Annotated in this window: 14 protein-coding genes; 9 read left to right on the top strand and 5 right to left on the bottom strand. The window is 72.0% G+C overall.

Features of this window, described 5'->3' with window-relative positions; all coding sequences use genetic code 11:
- Positions 1-105: 105 nt before the first annotated feature.
- The 3 genes from G412_RS0106515 to G412_RS0106505 all read left to right on the top strand — a co-directional run bounded on the left by G412_RS0106515 (position 106) and on the right by G412_RS0106505 (position 5,071).
- Complete coding sequence (locus tag G412_RS0106515) at positions 106-753, top strand: GntR family transcriptional regulator (RefSeq protein WP_028811362.1); 648 nt, start codon at positions 106-108, stop codon at positions 751-753.
- A 250-nt stretch (positions 754-1,003) separates the two neighbouring features.
- Positions 1,004-3,673: a pyruvate dehydrogenase (acetyl-transferring), homodimeric type gene (gene aceE / locus G412_RS0106510; RefSeq protein WP_028811361.1), complete on the top strand. Its 2,670-nt coding sequence runs from the start codon at positions 1,004-1,006 to the stop codon at positions 3,671-3,673.
- Positions 3,674-4,099: 426 nt separating this feature from the next.
- Positions 4,100-5,071 carry a helix-turn-helix transcriptional regulator gene (locus G412_RS0106505; RefSeq protein WP_028811360.1) on the top strand — a complete coding sequence of 324 codons (972 nt, stop codon included), beginning with the start codon at positions 4,100-4,102 and terminating at the stop codon, positions 5,069-5,071.
- Here the strand turns inward: G412_RS0106505 and G412_RS0106500 are convergent.
- Positions 5,068-5,838: a helix-turn-helix domain-containing protein gene (locus G412_RS0106500; RefSeq protein WP_028811359.1), complete on the bottom strand. Its 771-nt coding sequence runs from the start codon at positions 5,836-5,838 to the stop codon at positions 5,068-5,070. The two genes, G412_RS0106505 and G412_RS0106500, sit on opposite strands and share 4 nt — an antisense overlap.
- A gap of 70 nt (positions 5,839-5,908) precedes the next feature.
- On the opposite strand from G412_RS0106500, the gene G412_RS0106495 reads away from it, so the two are divergent.
- Positions 5,909-6,727 (top strand): phytanoyl-CoA dioxygenase family protein, encoded by an 819-nt coding sequence (locus tag G412_RS0106495; RefSeq protein ID WP_028811358.1) that lies wholly within the window; start codon positions 5,909-5,911, stop codon positions 6,725-6,727.
- 26 nt (positions 6,728-6,753) lie between these two features.
- Positions 6,754-7,020 carry a hypothetical protein gene (locus tag G412_RS0106490; RefSeq protein WP_028811357.1) on the top strand — a complete coding sequence of 89 codons (267 nt, stop codon included), beginning with the start codon at positions 6,754-6,756 and terminating at the stop codon, positions 7,018-7,020.
- Positions 7,021-7,063: 43 nt separating this feature from the next.
- Here the strand turns inward: G412_RS0106490 and G412_RS0106485 are convergent, their stop codons facing one another.
- The gene (locus tag G412_RS0106485; protein ID WP_028811356.1) at positions 7,064-7,990 is read right to left on the bottom strand and encodes an SDR family oxidoreductase; all 927 of its coding nucleotides are present in this window, start codon (positions 7,988-7,990) and stop codon (positions 7,064-7,066) included.
- Between the two features lie 162 nt (positions 7,991-8,152).
- Here G412_RS0106485 and G412_RS0106480 point away from each other — a divergent pair, with 162 nt between their 5' ends.
- Positions 8,153-8,671: a DUF4240 domain-containing protein gene (locus G412_RS0106480; protein ID WP_028811355.1), complete on the top strand. Its 519-nt coding sequence runs from the start codon at positions 8,153-8,155 to the stop codon at positions 8,669-8,671.
- A 65-nt stretch (positions 8,672-8,736) separates the two neighbouring features.
- Here the strand turns inward: G412_RS0106480 and G412_RS33530 are convergent, their stop codons facing one another.
- The gene (locus G412_RS33530; protein WP_051338175.1) at positions 8,737-9,885 is read right to left on the bottom strand and encodes a PP2C family protein-serine/threonine phosphatase; all 1,149 of its coding nucleotides are present in this window, start codon (positions 9,883-9,885) and stop codon (positions 8,737-8,739) included.
- Positions 9,886-9,960: 75 nt separating this feature from the next.
- Positions 9,961-10,488: a GNAT family N-acetyltransferase gene (locus G412_RS0106470; protein ID WP_028811354.1), complete on the bottom strand. Its 528-nt coding sequence runs from the start codon at positions 10,486-10,488 to the stop codon at positions 9,961-9,963.
- A 47-nt stretch (positions 10,489-10,535) separates the two neighbouring features.
- Here G412_RS0106470 and G412_RS0106465 point away from each other — a divergent pair, with 47 nt between their 5' ends.
- Together G412_RS0106465 and G412_RS0106460 are read left to right on the top strand one after the other, a co-directional pair.
- On the top strand, positions 10,536-11,441 hold the full coding sequence (locus tag G412_RS0106465) for a TIGR01777 family oxidoreductase (protein ID WP_028811353.1): 906 nt from the start codon (positions 10,536-10,538) through the stop codon (positions 11,439-11,441).
- 208 nt (positions 11,442-11,649) lie between these two features.
- Entirely contained in the window at positions 11,650-12,969 is a 1,320-nt protein-coding gene (locus G412_RS0106460) for an NAD(P)/FAD-dependent oxidoreductase (RefSeq protein ID WP_028811352.1), read from the top strand.
- Between the two features lie 301 nt (positions 12,970-13,270).
- On the opposite strand, the gene G412_RS0106455 is transcribed toward G412_RS0106460, so the two are convergent.
- Entirely contained in the window at positions 13,271-14,788 is a 1,518-nt protein-coding gene (locus G412_RS0106455; protein WP_028811351.1) for an NsdA family TPR-like regulatory protein, read from the bottom strand.
- Positions 14,789-15,022: 234 nt separating this feature from the next.
- Between G412_RS0106455 and lipB the strand changes: the two genes are divergently transcribed.
- A complete protein-coding gene (gene lipB / locus G412_RS0106450; protein WP_028811350.1) occupies positions 15,023-15,826 on the top strand; it encodes a lipoyl(octanoyl) transferase LipB in 804 nt (267 codons plus the stop codon).
- Positions 15,827-15,894: the final 68 nt, after the last annotated feature.

The following is a 15,894-nucleotide window of genomic DNA, read 5'->3' as shown; positions in this document are numbered from 1 at the left end:
AGGTGAGTTGGGATTTACGGGTGGGTTCTCGGCCATCCGCGCGTGCCACGGTCAGGACCGACGCCGTATCGTCGAGGCACGCATCCGCACAAGGAGTTCCTTCCGATGAGTCCGATCCCCCGGCCGGCGCCCACCCCGCCCGTCGTCCACTCGCTGCGCGAGCAGATCCGCGAGCACATCGTGGAGGGGATCGTCAGCGGGCGCTGGAAGCCGGGCGAGCGGATCGTGGAGCGCCGGATCGCGACGGAGCTGGAGGTCAGCCAGACGCCCGTACGGGAGGCTCTGCGCGAGCTGGAGTCGCTGCGCCTGATCGAGTCGGCGCCGAACAAGGGCGTACGCGTACGCAATCTCACGGCGGCCGACCTGGAAGAGAGCTATCCGGTGCGGGCCGGCCTGGAGCAGATCGCGGCCGAGCTGGCGGCGTCGGCCCTGGCGGAGGACTGCTCGGCGCTGGAGCCGCACGTGGCGGCCCTGTACGAGGCGGACCGCACGGCGGACGGGACGGCGCAGGTGCGCCACACGGTGGCCTTCCACCGTGAGCTGGTGCGCGCGGCGAACAACAGCGTCCTGCTCCACACGTGGGAGGGCCTGGGCATCGAGGTGTTCACGGCCCTGTCCATCCGCTGGCTGGGCACGGTGCAGAAGTCGTACGCGGAGGAACACGAGGCGCTGGTGCAGGCCTTCCGCCGCCGCGATCCGGACATCGGCACCCTGGTGAAGTCCCACGTCCTGGGCTGCGCGCCGAGGGCCTGACGCCGAGAGCAGCGGACGCGGGCACCCCGCCCCGCGTCCGAAATGCCGCATAAGCCTCGGCACCCCGTGCCCCATTTCGCGGCACGGAATGCCAATTTCGCTGTACGGAGAAGTTTTTCGCCTCCAGGCTTTGATCGATCATCGATCAGGGACTTACAGTCGTCGGCGGGTCCACCGACCCCACCGCCCTGTCCTGCCAGACAAGGCCCCCCTTTTTCTTCACCCCCCTCCTCTCCGGAAGGCGGCCATCATGACCGACCCCGTAGGCATTTCTCCGAGCGAGCTCGACCAGCTCCCGGACCGTGACACCGAGGAGACCGCCGAGTGGGCGGCCTCCCTCGACGCCGTCACCAAGGCCGCAGGCCCGCAGCGGGCGGCCTACCTGATGCGCCGCACGCTCCAGCACGCCGAAGGCGCCGGCATCGCGCTGCCGAAGCTCCTGGAGACGGACTACGTCAACACCATCCCGACCTCCGCCGAGCCCGCCTTCGACGGCGACGAGGCGATGGAAGCCCGTATCACCGCCTGGAACCGCTGGAACGCGGCCGCCATGGTCACCCGTGGCTCCCGCTTCGGTGTCGGCGGCCACATCGCCACCTTCGCCTCCGCCGCCTGGCTGTACGAGACCGGCTTCAACCACTTCTTCCGCGGCAAGGAGGGCGACGGCTCCGGCGACCAGCTCTACATCCAGGGCCACGCCTCCCCCGGCATCTACGCCCGCGCCTTCCTCGACGGCCGCCTCAGCGAGGGCCAGCTCGACCGCTTCCGCCAGGAGTCCGGCGGCGACGGCCTGCCGTCGTACCCGCACCCGCGGCGCCTGCCCTGGCTGTGGGAGTTCCCGACCGTGTCCATGGGCCTCGGCCCGCTCTCCGCGATCTACCAGGCGCGCTTCAACCGCTACCTGCAGAACCGCGACATCAAGGACACCTCGAACTCCCACGTCTGGGCGTTCCTCGGTGACGGCGAGATGGACGAGCCCGAGTCGACCACCGCGATCACCCTCGCCGCCCGCGAGCAGCTCGACAACCTGACCTTCGTCATCAACTGCAACCTCCAGCGCCTCGACGGTCCGGTCCGCGCCAACTTCCGCGTCGTGCAGGAGCTGGAGGCCCAGTTCCGCGGCGCCGGCTGGAACGTCATCAAGACGCTGTGGGGCTCCGCCTGGGACGAGCTGTTCCAGCTCGACACCCAGGGCGCGCTGGTACGCCGGCTGCGCGCGGTGCCGGACGCGCAGTTCCAGACGTACGCGACCCGTGACGTGGCGTACATCCGCGAGCACTTCTTCGGGGCCGAGCCCGCGCTGGCCGAGCTGGGCAGGCTGCTCACCGACGCGAAGATCGCCGAGTGCTTCCACACCTCGCGCGGCGGCCACGAGGCCCGCAAGGTGTACGCGGCGTACAAGGCGGCCGTGGAGTTCAAGGGCGCGCCGACGGTGATCCTCGCGCAGACCGTCAAGGGCTACACCCTCGGTCCGGGCTTCGAGTCGAAGAACGCCAACCACCAGATGAAGAAGCTCTCCGGCAAGGAGTTCCGCGCCATGCGGGACCTGCTGGACCTGCCGATCCCGGACGCGAAGCTGGACGAGGAGCTCGTACCGTACGGGCACCCCGGCGCCGACTCCCCCGAGGTCCGCTACCTCCAGGAGCGCCGCGCCGCCCTCGGTGGCCCCGCCCCTGCCCGCCGGGTGCACGCGGTGGCCCTGCCCGAGCCCTCCGAGCGCGCGTTCAGTGCCCTGCTCAAGGGGTCGGGCAAGCAGGAGATGGCCACCACCATGGCGTTCGTGCGCCTGGCCAAGGAGCTGATGCGGGACAAGGAGACCGGAAAGCGCTGGGTGCCGATCGTCCCCGACGAGGCGCGCACGTTCGGCATGGAGTCGCTGTTCCCGTCGGCCGGCATCTACTCGCCGCTCGGCCAGACGTACGAGCCGGTCGACCGCGACCAGCTCATGTACTACAAGGAAGCCAAGAACGGCCAGATCCTCAACGAGGGGATCACCGAGGCCGGCGCCATGGCCGACTTCATCGCCGCCTCGACGTCGTACGCGACGCACGGCGAGCCGATGATCCCCTTCTACATCTTCTACTCGATGTTCGGCTGGCAGCGCACCGCCGACCAGATGTGGCAGCTCGGCGACCAGCTCGGCCGCGGCTTCATCGTCGGCGCGACCGCCGGCCGTACGACCCTGACGGGTGAGGGCCTCCAGCACGCGGACGGCCACTCGCACCTGATCGCGTCCACGAACCCGGCGTCGCTCAACTACGACCCGGCGTTCGCGTACGAGATCGCGGTCATCGTCAAGGACGGCCTGCGCAGGATGTACGGCCCCGAGGCCGAGAACGTCTTCTACTACCTGACCGTCTACAACGAGCCGAAGCCGCAGCCCGCGATGCCGGAAGGTGTCGAGGAGGGCATCGTCAAGGGCCTCTACCGCTTCAAGGAAGCGGCGAACGCCACCGCCGAGACCCCGCGCATCCAGCTGCTCGGCTCGGGCACGGCGATCCACTGGGCCCTGGAGGCGCAGGAACTCCTCGCCGCCGACTGGGGCGTCGCGGCCGACGTCTGGTCCGCCACCTCGTGGGGCGAGCTGCGCCGTGAGGCGCTGGAGTGCGACGAGGCGCTGCTGCGCGGCGAGACGCGCACGCCGTACGTCACGCGTGCGCTCGAAGGCGCGCCGGGTCCCGTCCTCGCGGTGAGCGACTGGATGCGTCAGGTCCCCGACCAGATCAGCCAGTGGGTCGAGCAGGACTACTCCTCGCTCGGTACGGACGGTTTCGGCCTCTCGGACACCCGCGAGGCGGCCCGCCGCCACTTCGGCGTCGACGCCCAGTCGATCGTGGTCGCCGCCCTGGCCCAGCTGACCCGCCGCGGCGAGGTCCCCGCCTCGGCGGTCAAGGAGGCACGGGAGCGCTACGGCCTGTGAGCCGTACCTGCTGCTGACCCCGCTCCGCTGTCGCCGGAGGGGCTCTTCGGAGCCCTCCGGCGACAGCGGGCGGCTGGGCCTGGGGCCCAGCCCCAGCCAGTCACCCCCTGCCACCTTCCAGCCCGCCCGACGCTTGAGCACGGGGCCTGGGGGCGCAGCCCAACTGGTCGCCCCCTGGCGCCTTTAGTCACCCCCGGCACCTTCCAGCCCGTACGGCGCTTGAGGACCGGGGTCTGGGGCGGAGCCCCAGCTTGTCGCCTCCGGCGACCTCTCCAGCCCGTCCGGCGTTTTGAGGACCGGGGTCCGGGGCTGAGCCCCTCGTGCGGCGGAGCCGCACAGTGTCACAGGGTCGGGAAAGGCCCCCCGCAGCGGCCCACCCGGCCGCACCCGTACCGACGCCGCACCGCACCCGGCACAATGGCCGCCATGCGCGCAGCCCGCCTCATCAAAATGGTGCTCCTGCTCCAGTCCCGCCCCTCCATGACCGCCGCCGAACTGGCCCGTGAGCTGGAGGTCTCCGAGCGCACCATCACGCGGGACGCGCAGGCGCTTTCCGAGGCGGGCGTTCCGGTGTACGCCGACCGAGGCCGGAGCGGGGGCTACCGCCTGATCGGCGGGTACCGCACCCGCCTGACCGGCCTCGCCCGCAGCGAGGCCGAAGCGCTGTTCCTGTCCGGACTGCCCGGCGCGCTCCGGGAGATGGGGCTCGACGACGCGGCGTCGGCGGCGCGGCTGAAGGTTTCTGCGGCCCTGCTCCCGTCCCTCCGGGACGCGTCCGACACCGCCGCGCAGCGGTTCCATCTCGACGCACCCGGCTGGTACCAGGAGCCCAAGACGCCCGAGCTGCTGCCGACGATCGCGGAGGCGGTCTGGGACGACCGGATGATCACCGGCCGCTACCGGCGTGGTCACGACCGCGAGGTGGAGCGGGAGCTGGCCCCCTACGGCCTCGTGCTCAAGGCCGGGGTTTGGTACCTGTGCGCCCGCTCCGGCGGGGACTTCCGGGTGTACCGGATCGATCGCTTCGCCTCCGTGGTCGTGTCCGAGGAGCGCTTCGTGCGGGACGAGAGCTTCGTACTGCCGGAGTTCTGGGAGGAGCGCGCAGCGGATTTCGCCCGCTCGATCCTGCGTTCCGAGGTGGTGGTGCGGCTCTCGGAGGCGGGCGCGCGGCAGCTGCCGTACGCCGTGGACCGCGCCGCGGCGACCGAGGCGCTGGCGGTGGCCGGGCCGCCGGACGAGCTGGGGCGTATCACCGTGACGCTGCCGGTCGAGTCGTACGACGTCGCCTTCGGCCAGCTCTTCTCCCTCGGCCCGGATCTGGAGGTCCTGCAGCCGCCCGACCTGCGCGAACGTTTCGCGGAGGCGGCGGCCCGTACCGCACGGCTCTACGACTACTAGGCGCCGCCGGCGCGAACCGCGCGCGGGGAGGCGCCGAGTTCGCGGCGGCACGCCTTGTTGAGTGCCTGAAGGTCGGGGATGCCCACCGAGGCCGCGATCGCCGGGATGGAGAGGGTGGACTCGCGCAGCAGGTGCCGGGCGCGCTCCAGGCGGCGGCGACGGATGTAGGCGACCACCGTGTCGCCGGTGGCCACACGGAACAGGCGTGTGAGGTGGTTGTGGGAGACCCCGGCGGCGCGGGCGACAGCGGGCACGGTGAGGGGATCGGCAAGGTGTGACTCGATGTGCGCGATGGCGGCGGTGACTGCCGGATGCGGACCTGCCTCATGCGCGGGCGGGGCGAGGTGGGCCACCCGCCACAGGACGGTCCAGACCTCCGCGGTGGCCCGTGCGGGGGTGCTGGGCCAGGCGGCGACGGCCGAGAGCATCAGTGCGGACAGGGCGGCCAGTTCACGGCCGGCGTCCTGCATCACGGGCAGGGCGCGCGGCCGGCCGGTGGCCGGCAGTCGCAGGTGGGCGTACAGGTGCTCGGAGCGGCCCCGGTACCGGTAGCGGACGGTCGTGGCGGGCGGTACGAGGCTGATCCGGCCGGGGTGGACGGCGTGCGGCGTCCCGCCGACGGTGAGTTCGGCCGCGTACCGGTAGAGGTGGAGCTGCCACAGGTCGGGGAGGTGGAAGACGTCGGTGTGGCCCGCCGGGCCGTGCACCCCGACTCCGACGTTCGCGACGAACGGTGGCTCGTCCAAGTGGACTTCGACCGTCTCCATGGTGAGAATTACCAGTACCGGTTGAGCGGCGCCCACGCGCCGAGCGAGGCCGGGTCCTTAGCGTTGCACCATGACAGCAGCCAGGGAACATTTGCTGAACTCGGTCCAGATGGCGCGTTTCGTGGCGTACGGATCGCTGCGCATGGACGCGGTGGTGCCGGCGGAGATGAACGCCGAGGCGCTTGAGGTGCTGGGCGACGGGGTCCCCGGCGTGCCGTACGGGACACCACTGTCCGAGGCGTACCCGCAGGGGTCCTTCCCGCGGCGGCTCCTGGAGCTGCCGGCGGTGGCGGGCGCGCTGCGGAGCCTGGTCGGGCCGGAGCCGGACATCGACCACCACGCGGTGCACGTCCGCCTGCCCCGCGAGGGGCAGGCGCAGCCGCTGCACGGTGACGCGATCATCGACGTACGGCGCGACGCCTTCGACGTGCAGCTCATGTACTACCCGCAGGACGTGACGCTGGAGATGGGCGGAACCCTCAGCGTGCCCGGCAGTCACCTGCGGCGCACGAACGAGTCCGACACCGGCCGCTACCAGAACCTGCGCGGGCAGGACCGGCTGGTGTGCCCGGCGGGCACCGTGGTGTTTCTGCACCACGGGCTGTGGCACGGCGGCCGTCGCAACGACAGCGACACCGTCCGCTACATGTTCAAGATCCGCTTCAATCCGACCGTCCGGCAGCGCCGGCTGTGGGACACGTCGGACCTCGCGGACCGGCGCGTGGCACGGGAACTGGACACCACCTTCCCCTGGTACGAGCACGCGACCGGCCGGCTGGAGCGCTACAACCGCGTGCTGCTGTGGCGCGCGCTGACCGGCGACGACTCGTTCGACCTCGACCACTGGGTGACCCGCGTCTCCAATCGCCCGCAGGAGGTGCCCGCGTGACCGCCGCCCACAACCCGGCCGCCGACCTGCGACAGCAGGTCCTCGTGCTTTACCTGGAGACTTCCGGGCTCGACTCACCGGTCGTCGGCTGGCCCGTGTACGACGGCACGGGCCGCACCTCACCCACCACCGGTGACAGCGACGAGCCTCCGTACCAGTCGGGCGTCGCCGCACTGCGGGACGGCTGGCGCCTGATCCAGGCGGCCCAGCTCATCCCGCCCTGTCCGGGGCATGAGTACGACGTGTCGTTCCTGAAGCACGAGTTCCTTTTCGAGAAGCTCGTCGCCCTCTAGCCGAGTGCGTCCAGGCCGGCAGCCAGGCGGGGGCGCCGGGGGGCTACCGGTAGTCGCTCGCCGGGGCGTCCTTGCCGCCCTGTGAAACCTCCATGATGTACGGCCAGGCGTCCGGCCGGCTGCCGTCCGTGTCCGTGAAGCCGTACTCCTTCGCGAGCTGTCCGCTGGACAGCGACTGCCCGTTCCAGCGCGCCCGCCCGGGGTCGGCGGCGATGGCCGCGACCGCCCGGCCGACGTACACCGGCGACTCGGCGATCACGAAGTCGGGGACCTTGGCGATCGCGTCGCGCCAGTTCTCCTCGGTGACGCCGAAGGCGTCCAGCATCTCCTCCGAGCGGAGGAAGCCCGGAGTGACGGCGACCGCCGTGCAGCCCACGTCCTTCAGGTCGTGGGCGAGGTTGAACGCGATGCGGATCGGCGCGTTCTTGGCGAGGTCGAAGTAGAAGTTCTCCCGGAAGCGGGTTCGGTTGTACTCGTCCGTCCCGTCGGTCATTTCCACCACCAGTCCGCCACGGTTCCGCACCAGCAGGGGGAGCGCGAAGCTGAGGGTGATGGCGTGGGTCTTCACGCCGAGCTCCAGCATCCGCAGTCCGCGCGAGAGCTCGATGTCCCACATCTTCTTGCCGAATTCGAGCAGGTGGTCACCGCCCCAGAGGCTGTTGACCAGGATGTCCAGCCGGCCGTGCTCCCGGTCGATCCGCTCGACAAGCGCCCTGACCTGGTCCTCTTGGAGGTGATCGGTGGGTACGGCGATGGCTTCGCCGCCCGCGTCGTTGATGATTTCGGCCGTCTGCTCGATGGTCTCGCCGGGCCGCCCGACCTCGCTGACCCGCTCACGGGTGGTGCGCCCGGTGACGTACACGGTCGCTCCGGCCGCGCCAAGCTGCACGGCGATCGCCCGCCCCGCGCCCCTGGTGGCCCCGGCCACCAGCGCGATCCTGCCTTTGAGTGGTGCGTCCTGCTCGCTCATACCTGCTCCTCACCTCGTGTGCCGTACGACACGACACTGGCACCCAAAGCCGACACCTCCTGTCGTGTTTTACGGGGCGCGTAGCGCGCCCCGTAACGACACAGCCGCATCCGGGGTACTCCGCGTGCGTGGGCCTGCGGCAAGGCCGATGCTTGTCCCGTGATGGACGAGACGGAATTCTGGGAGATCATCGACCACACCCGTGAGGCCGCCGAGGGCGACCCCGAGGATCACGCGGACCTGCTGGTCGACGCGTTGCTCCAGCTCGACCCCGAGTCCGTGCTCGACTTCGCCAGACACTTCGAGGTCCGCTACAACCGCGCGTACCGCTGGGACTTGTGGGGCGCGGCGGCCGTGCTGCTCGGCGGTGCGAGCGATGACGCGTTCGACTTCTTCCGCTGCTGGCTGATCGGCCAGGGCCGGGAGGTCTTCGAGGGCGCGCTGCACGACCCGGACAATCTGGCCGACCTCCTCGACGAGTTCGACGAGGAGGTCGACGGCGACGGCGAGGAGCTGGGGTACGCGGCGGACGAGGCGTACGAACAGCTCACCGGCGGGGTCACTCCGGACCTGGGGGTCCCGGCGCAGGCCCCGGAGCCGGAGGGCACGACGTTCGACCTGGAGGACGAAGCAGCCCTGGCCGACCGCTTCCCCCGGCTGTGGGAGCGCTTCGGCAAGTGACCCGCGGCGCCGCCATCTCCGGCCCCGGCTCCCCCGCCGAACCGCCGCGCGCTGCCTGAACGCACTCATGGGCGGGATGCGGCTGCCGGCTCCCGGTCACTGACCTCTCCGGGCCCGAGCGCGAGCAGGGCCACGTCGTCGTGCACGTTCTCCGCCTTGCCCGCGAAGCGGACGAGGTCCTCGCGTACGGCCTCGTTGAGGGCCATCAGGTCCTCCTGCGGGACCGAAGCGGCCAGCGCGGACAGCCGCTGTGCGAGCGGGTAGAAGTCGCCCGCCGCGTCCCGCGCCTCTGTCACCCCGTCCGTGTGGGCCAGGATCCGGTCCCCGCTCTCCAGCGGTACGGAGGCCACCGCGACCGGGACCGCCCCGGCCAGGCCGAGCCCCAGCGGCGGCGCCGGGTCCACGGCGATCTCGTGCGTGTTCCCGCCCCGCAGCAGAAGTGGCGGCGGGTGGCCGCAGCTCACCACCCGTACGACGGCTTCGCCCGGCGGGAACTCCAGCACCACGGCGGTGGCGAAGAGCTCCGCGTGCTCGTCGGCGAGGGAGTCGACGACCAGCCGCCGGTCGAGCCGCGCGGCGACCCGCGCCAGGTCCTCCTCGTCCAGCACGGCTTCGCGGAAGGCGCCCAGCAGCGCGGCGACCGTCGCGACGGCCTCCAGACCGTGCCCCTGTACGTCGGCGACCAGTGCCCGTACGCCGTGGGGACCCTCGCGTACGTCGTACAGGTCCCCGCCCACCAGCAGCCCGCGCTGCGCGGACCGGTACAGCCCCGCGCACCGCACCCGGCCGACGGCGGCGGGCAGCGGCGGCAGCACGGCGAGCTGGGCGGCCTCCGCCACCGTGCGGACCGTCACCAACTGCTGCTCGCGTCGCGTGCGTACCCACGCGATGACCACACTGAGCACGACGACGACCACCACCGCGAGGAGGTCCGGGGTCTCGACGTCCCAGATCCGGCGGCCGTACGGCAGGCTCAGCGTCAGGAGGGTGAGGCTGCCGAGCACCGCGACGCTCAGCGGGCCGTAGGCGAGGGCCGCGACGGGTGTCACGGCGACGACGAAGTAGCCGAGCTGGAGGGTCTGCGGCGTGACGATCTGAGCGAAGGTGAGGGCGGCGAGGATCACGGCGGGCAGGGCCCTGAGCCAGCGCGGCTGCGGCGTGCCGTGGAGCCAGCCGGGAGCCTCTTCCGCACCCCTGGCCCGCGCCGAACTCATCGGACGAAGGGCCCGCGGCTCATCGCGCGGGTCGCTGACGTGGGCGGCATACGGAGCTTCTTCATACCCCTCCCACTATGACTCAGGGAGTTGCCGCACGCCCCTCAGCACACGCCCCATGAACACGTCGTCGACGTACCTGCCATGAAGGTGGAACTCGCCCGGCAGCACACCCTCGACGACGAACCCCTCGGCCTCGTACAGCGCACGCGCGGGCACGTTGTGACCAAGCACCCGCAGCGTCATGCGCACGGCGCCCTGCCCGCGCGCCGCGTCGAAGGACGCGCGCAGCAGCGCGCGCCCGATCCCGCGTCCGCGCGCCCGTTCCGCCACGGCCAGGCCCTGGATCTGCCGGACGTGCGCGTTGCTGGGGAGCGGGGTGGGCGGGACGATCCGGATGTACCCGGCGATCGCTCCGTCCAGCTCGGCCACCAGGATGTCCTCGGGCCGGTGCCCTTCGTCGAAGAACGGACCGTACGGCGGCTGCGGCCTCGGCTGTACGGAGTGCACCGGCGACCAGGTCTCCCGGTCGAGCTCGGCCAGCTCCTTTTCGTCGGCCGCCGTGGCGGGACGTATCACGGGCGCGGTGGTGGGCTCCGGCATGCTGCCACTGTGCCATCCGGTCACCGCGAGCGGGAATGCGGGGCAGGATGGGGGGCATGCGGATCGCGGTCACCGGCTCGACCGGTCTCATCGGTACGGCGCTCGTGCGCTCGCTGCGCGCGGACGGACACGAGGTGGTGCGCCTCGTGCGGCGCGCCGCGAGCGGCCGGGAGGAGGTGACGTGGGATCCGAAGCGGCAGTACGTCGATGCGGGCGGGCTCGCCGGGTGCGAGGCGGTCGTCCACCTCGCGGGGGCGGGCGTCGGTGACCACCGCTGGACCGAGACGTACAAGAAGGAGATCCGCGAGAGCAGGGTCCTCGGTACGGCCGCGATCGCCGAAGCCGTCGCTTCCCTGGACGCGCCGCCGAAGGTTCTCGTGTGCGGTTCGGCGATCGGCTTCTACGGCGACACCGGGGAACGCGCGGTGGACGAGGAAGCGCCGCCCGGCGACGGTTTCCTGCCGTCCGTGTGTGTGGAGTGGGAGGAGGCCGCCGCTCCGGCGCGGGAAGCGGGCGTACGGACGGTGTTCGCCCGTACGGGACTCGTGGTGGCAGGCGAGGGCGGGGCCTGGGGAAGAAGGCTCTTCCCTCTCTTCAGGGCGGGGCTCGGCGGGCGGCTGGGGTCCGGCCGCCAGTACCAGAGCTACATCGCGATGCACGACCAGATCGCGGCGCTGCGCCACCTGATCGACACCGAGTCGCTCTCGGGTCCCGTGAACCTCACGGCGCCGCGGCCGGTGACGAACCGTGAGCTCACGGAGGCGATGGGGCGGGTCCTGAAGCGGCCGACGTTCCTCACGGTCCCCGCGCCGGCGCTGCGGCTCGCGCTGGGCGAGTTCTCCTCGGACGTGCTGGGCAGCCAGCGGGTGCTGCCGCGGCAGTTGGAGGAGTCGGGCTTCTCGTTCGCGTTCCCGGAGATCGAGGACACACTGCGGGCGGCGCTGCGCTGCTGACCAGGACCACATGAAACCGATTGACCGATTCTGATCGATTTCTGTCCGTCGTACGACCGTTGTGCTCCGGTTGTGCTCCGATGCCCCGGTCGGTGCGCGACTGTGCCCGCCCACATCCGCTTCTACGCTGCAACCCGAACTCGGGCATTCCGTGAACCTGTTGAGGGCAAGAGACCCCCACAGTCGCGCCGACCTCGGGGAGGGGCACGTGCTCACCACCGCACACCACGCGGACGTCGTCATAGTGGGGGCCGGGGTCGCCGGTCTCTCCGCCGCCCATCAACTGACCAGCGCCGGAGTAACCGTGCGCGTCCTGGAGGCAGCCCCTCGCGTCGGCGGGAGGATGGCCACCGAGGAGGTCGACGGCTTCCGGCTCGACCGCATCGGCCAGGTCCTCAGCACCGCGTATCCGGAACTGCTGCGCACGCCGGGTCTCGAAGGGCTGGCACTGCGCACCTTCTCGCCCGGCGTCCTCGTGCACAGCGAGGGCCGGCACTACCGCGCGGGGGAGGCCGGGAGCGCGCGGGGCGCGCTGAGCGCCGCGCGCGCCCTGGCAGGGGCTCCCCGGCCGGGCTCCTTCCGCCCGCCGTTCGGGGGCGCGCTCGACCAGGCCCGGCTCGCCGCGGCCCTCGGGCGGTTGGCGGCCACACCGGTGCAGCGGCTGATGGCCCGCCCCGAACGGCCCGCCGCCGAAGCCCTGTCCGGGCGCGGACTGCCGCCTCGTACGGTCGACGGTTTCCTGCGCCCGCTGCTCTCGGCACTGCTCAGCGACCCGGAGCTCAGCACCTCCAGCCGGTGCGCCGATCTGGCGCTGCGCGGCTTCGCTCGCGGCAGGCTGTGCGTGCCCGAAGGCGGCGCCTCCGCGCTGCCCGAGCTGCTGGCGGCCACGCTGCCGCCGGGAACGGTGCGTACCGGAGTACGGGTGACCGCCACTTGCACCACCTCGGTCGCCACCGAGGAACACGGCGAATTCGGCTGCCGCTCCCTGCTGCTGGCCACCGGCGCAAGGGCTGCGGCCGGCCTGCTGCCAGGACTGCGGGTGCCGCCCTTCCACCAGGTGACCGTCCTGCACCACGCCGCGCCCACCTCCCCGCTCACGGACCCCGCCCTGCTGCTCGACGCCGACCGCGGCGGCCCGGTCTCGCACACCGCCGTGCTCAGCGCGGTCGACCCGTCGCGCGCGCCACGCGGCCGGACGCTGATCTCCTCCACCGTCCTCGGCACGCCCCCGCCGGGCCCCGACCGCGCGGTACGCGCCCACCTGGCCAGGCTCTACGGCGTACCCACCGACGACTGGGAGCTCCTCGCGGTCCACCACGACCGGGAAGCGGTCCCGGCCATGCCGGCGCCGCACGACCTGCGCCGTCCCGTACGGCTCCTCTCGGGTCTGTACGTGTGCGGCGACCACCGTGGGACGAGCACGGTCCAGGGCGCGCTCCACTCGGGCCGCCGGGCCGCGCACGAGATCCTCCTGGACTTCGGCATCCACCCCGGTTACGCAACCGGAACAGCACGCGAGGCCGCGTAACCCCTGCGGGCCTTGCCCCACCCCGCCCCTTCCCCCTGTGACACAGCGCGGCCCGCCGCGCGCGGGGCTCCGCCCAGACCCCGCTCCTCAAACGCCGGAGGGGCTGAATGCGCCCAGCATCCAGCCCGTCCGGCGTTTGAGGACACGCCCGAAGGGCGTCCGGGGGTCTGGGGGCTTGCCCCCCCACGCGGCGGAGCCGCAAATGTCACAGCCGGGAAGGGGCGGGGTGGGGAAAGGCGCCGCAGGCACCCGCACCCGCACCCACACCCGCACCCACCCCCCACGCCCGCCAGGGCCCGGCTCAGCTCAGGGCCGCCACCCGGTCCCGGTAATTGCGAACCGCAGCCGCATCGCGATACGGCTCGAGCCGTTTCTCGAAGTCCCGTACATACTCCAGCGCCCGAGCCGACCGCATCTCCGCAGCCTGCTGCGCCGACTCCGCCCCCAGCGCACACGCCTGGTCCAGCTCCCCCAGCCCCAGCCGCGCGGTCGCCAGCACCACCCGGCAGAACAGCCGGCTGCGCGCATAGCCGGGCGCCCGCAACTGCAGCGACCGCTCCGCGTGCTGCGCCGCCGCCCGGTACTGCTGAAGGTCCCGGTGGCAGTGCCCGAACTCGTCCGCAAGCTGCGCCTCGTCGAAGAAGCGCGCCCAGTGCGGCAGCTCGTCCCCCGGCCGCGCCGACTCCATCGCCCGCTCCGCCCGTACGAGCGAGGCCGTGCACGCCCGGACCTCACCCAGCACCCCGTGCCCGCGCGCCTCGACCGAGTGCAGCAGCGCCTGCACGACGGCCGGCGCCGTGCTCCCCACGCCCTGCTGCGCGACCCGCGCCAGTTGCACCGCCTCCCGGCCGTGCCCCAGATGGACGGCCTGCCGGCTCATGGTGGCCAGCACGTACGAGCCGTACGGCCGGTCGGCCGCCGCCTGTGCCAGCCGCAGCGCCTGGACGAAGTACCGCTGGGCGAGGCCGTGCGCGGCGATGTCGTACGACGTCCAGCCCGCCAGCCGGGTCAGGTCGGCGGCGGCCGCGAAGAGCCGCCGGCCCGTCGCCTCCCCGTACGTACCCCGCAGCATCGGCTCCGTCTCGTGCTCCAGATAGCGCACCAGGGCCTGCCGGGCGTGCCCGCCGCCGTAGGCGTCGTCCAGGGTCCGGAACAGCTCGCCGACCGAGCGCAGCGCCGCGATGTCCCCCGACGACACGCGTTGTCCGGGGCCGCGGTCGGTCTGCCGCTGGCGGGGCACGGTGGAAGGCCGGCCCTGGGCGGGCACCCGCACCCCTGACCCGGCACCAGCACCGGCACCACCACCAGCACCCGCACCCACACCCACACCCACACCCGCACCCACACCGATCAGCGGCGGGTCACCGCGGGCGACCCGGTCGTCGGCCCGCCCGATCAGCCAGTCCCGGCTCGGGACGACGAGCCCGGCCGGGGTGAAGGCGATCTTGCGCAGTTCGGCGTGGCTGCCGGCGTCCTTGCGCCACAGCCCGCTGACGATGTCCACGGCCTCTTCCGGGGTGGCGGCGTATTCCAGCCCCGCGTAGACGGGCGCGCAGGCGTCGAGCCCCAGGTCCTGGGCGGTCAGCCGCCGTCCGAGGCGACGGGTGAAGACCTCGGCGATCAGCGCCGGCGTGGTGCCGCGCGGCTGCTGGCCGCGCAGCCAGCGGGTCACCGAGGTCTTGTCGTACCGCAGATCCAGTCCGTGCTCCAGGCCGAGCTGGTCCACCCGTCGGGCAAGGCCGGCGTTGGAGAATCCCGCTTCGGCGATGAGCGCGGCGAGCTGGCGGTTGGGCTTGCGCTGCGGGGGTCGTTCCGTCATCAGCTGTGCGGTCTCCTGCCTTCTGGGCGCCCGGGCAGCAGCCCTCATGGAACGGCGCGAATTTAGCGACACCTGGCGCCCGCCTCGGCACCTTCGAGCCGCATTCATCCGATCGTGTGAGGATTTATGGGGACGCTGACGAAAACGACCTGCCCGGTGGCCTCCATCGCCGCGGCCGTACAGTGGCTGAGGCGCGCACAACGCGCAGGGTGTTGGTTCTAGGGAGGCGTTGCCGTGAGTGAGCTGCGGTTTGTCCGACTGGGGTTCGGCGAGGAAGCGGTCGAGTACCAGGAGGCGTGGCAGAAGCAGCGCGAGGTGCACGCGGCACGGTTCGCCGACGAGGTCCCGGACACCTGTCTGCTCCTTGAGCACCCGCCGGTCTACACGGCCGGGCGGCGTACGCAGGACAGCGAGCGCCCACTGGACGGCACCCCGGTCGTGGACGTGGACCGCGGCGGCAAGATCACCTGGCACGGACCCGGTCAGCTCGTCGGCTACCCGATCATGAAGCTGCCGCGCCCGGTCGACGTGGTGGCGCACGTACGCCGCCTGGAGGACGCCCTGATCCATACCTGCGCCGACTTCGGCGTGGAGACGAGCCGGGTAGAGGGCCGCAGCGGCGTCTGGGTACTGGGCGATCCCGTGGAGCAGCGCCCGTCGGTTTCGGCCGGCGGGCTCTCCCTGGACTTCGACCCGCGACTGCGGGACGAGGAGTTCGACCCGCGGATGAACGGCCCCGAGTACGCCCCGTCCAACGCCGGCCAGCGCCGCGAGGACCGCAAGCTCGCCGCCATCGGCATCCGCGTCGCCAAGGGCGTCACGATGCACGGCTTCGCGCTGAACGTGAACCCGGACAACACCTGGTTCGACCGGATCGTGCCGTGCGGCATCCGCGACGCGGGCGTCGCCTCGCTCGCGGGCGAGCTGGGCCGTGACGTGACCATCGACGAGGTACTGCCGGTCGTCGAGAAGCACCTGCGGGACGTACTGGAGAACGCGGACCCGGCCCCTCGCCCCGTCGAGAAGGCCGCCGTCTAGCGCCGGGGAATGCGGACCGCTGGCCATGGGTTGGCGAGACGTAATCCCCATACAAATATCAGGCGTAC

This window comes from Streptomyces flavidovirens DSM 40150 (assembly GCF_000429085.1).
In the GTDB taxonomy this organism is placed as follows: domain Bacteria; phylum Actinomycetota; class Actinomycetes; order Streptomycetales; family Streptomycetaceae; genus Streptomyces; species Streptomyces flavidovirens.
This window is presented reverse-complemented; position numbering and strand designations above follow the sequence as displayed.